Source organism: Rhodovulum viride (genome assembly GCF_003265965.1).
Lineage (GTDB): Bacteria > Pseudomonadota > Alphaproteobacteria > Rhodobacterales > Rhodobacteraceae > Rhodovulum > Rhodovulum kholense.
The window spans coordinates 1-628 of record NZ_MUAV01000149.1; the positions used below are offsets into that span (position 1 = coordinate 1).

At 73.9% G+C, this 628-nt stretch carries 1 protein-coding gene and 1 pseudogene; both read right to left on the reverse strand.

What is annotated here, in order from left to right; all coding sequences use genetic code 11:
• A pseudogene (locus tag BYZ73_RS21550) lies at positions 1-358 on the reverse strand (hypothetical protein); the annotation flags it as partial.
• 73 nt (positions 359-431) lie between these two features.
• Positions 432-628: hypothetical protein (locus BYZ73_RS23180; protein ID WP_181498170.1), on the reverse strand; the 197-nt coding region annotated here is incomplete at its 5' end.

Consider the following 628-nt stretch of genomic DNA (forward strand, 5'->3'; position numbering starts at 1 on the left):
GCTGCCAGCCCGCGGGGGGCGCGAAGGCCGCGACGGCCGCCTTCAGCAGCGGGCCCGACAGCGCCCCGAAGGCGGTGCCGGCCGGGTCGGTGGCCTCGGCCTCGCTCAGCCGGGTCACGCCCGCGGGCACGAAGGCACCGGAGGCGAAGCTGCCGATCTCGATCCAGCCGCTGTTCGCGTCATTGCGCATCCTGAGGGCGGCGGTCGCGGTATCGACCCAGAGCATGCCGGGCCAGGTCTCGGGGGGCGGGGTCGGCCCGGCATTGGTCGAGGCGGCGGCGGCCAGGGCGCCCTGGAAGAAGGCGAAGGCCTGGGCCTTGGTCTGGGCGCTGTCGGGGATGTAGCTGGCCTGGGTCATGATCTCCTCGGGGGTTGGGTTGGGGGAAGTCGGGACCGCGGATCGGGACCGCGGCGCGCCGGGCCGCAGGGCCTCAGGTCGCGCGGAAGGCGGCGACGGACAGGCGGGTGACGCGCAGCGCATAGGCTTCGCTTTCGACCGAGAGCGCCGCGCGGATCTGGAAGAGGCGGCCGTCGAACTCGGCCGCGTCGAAGCTTTGCCAGGGGCCCCAGGTGGCGGTCGCGTCGTCATGGACCCGGACCTGGGTGTCGAGATCGCCATAGGCATCGG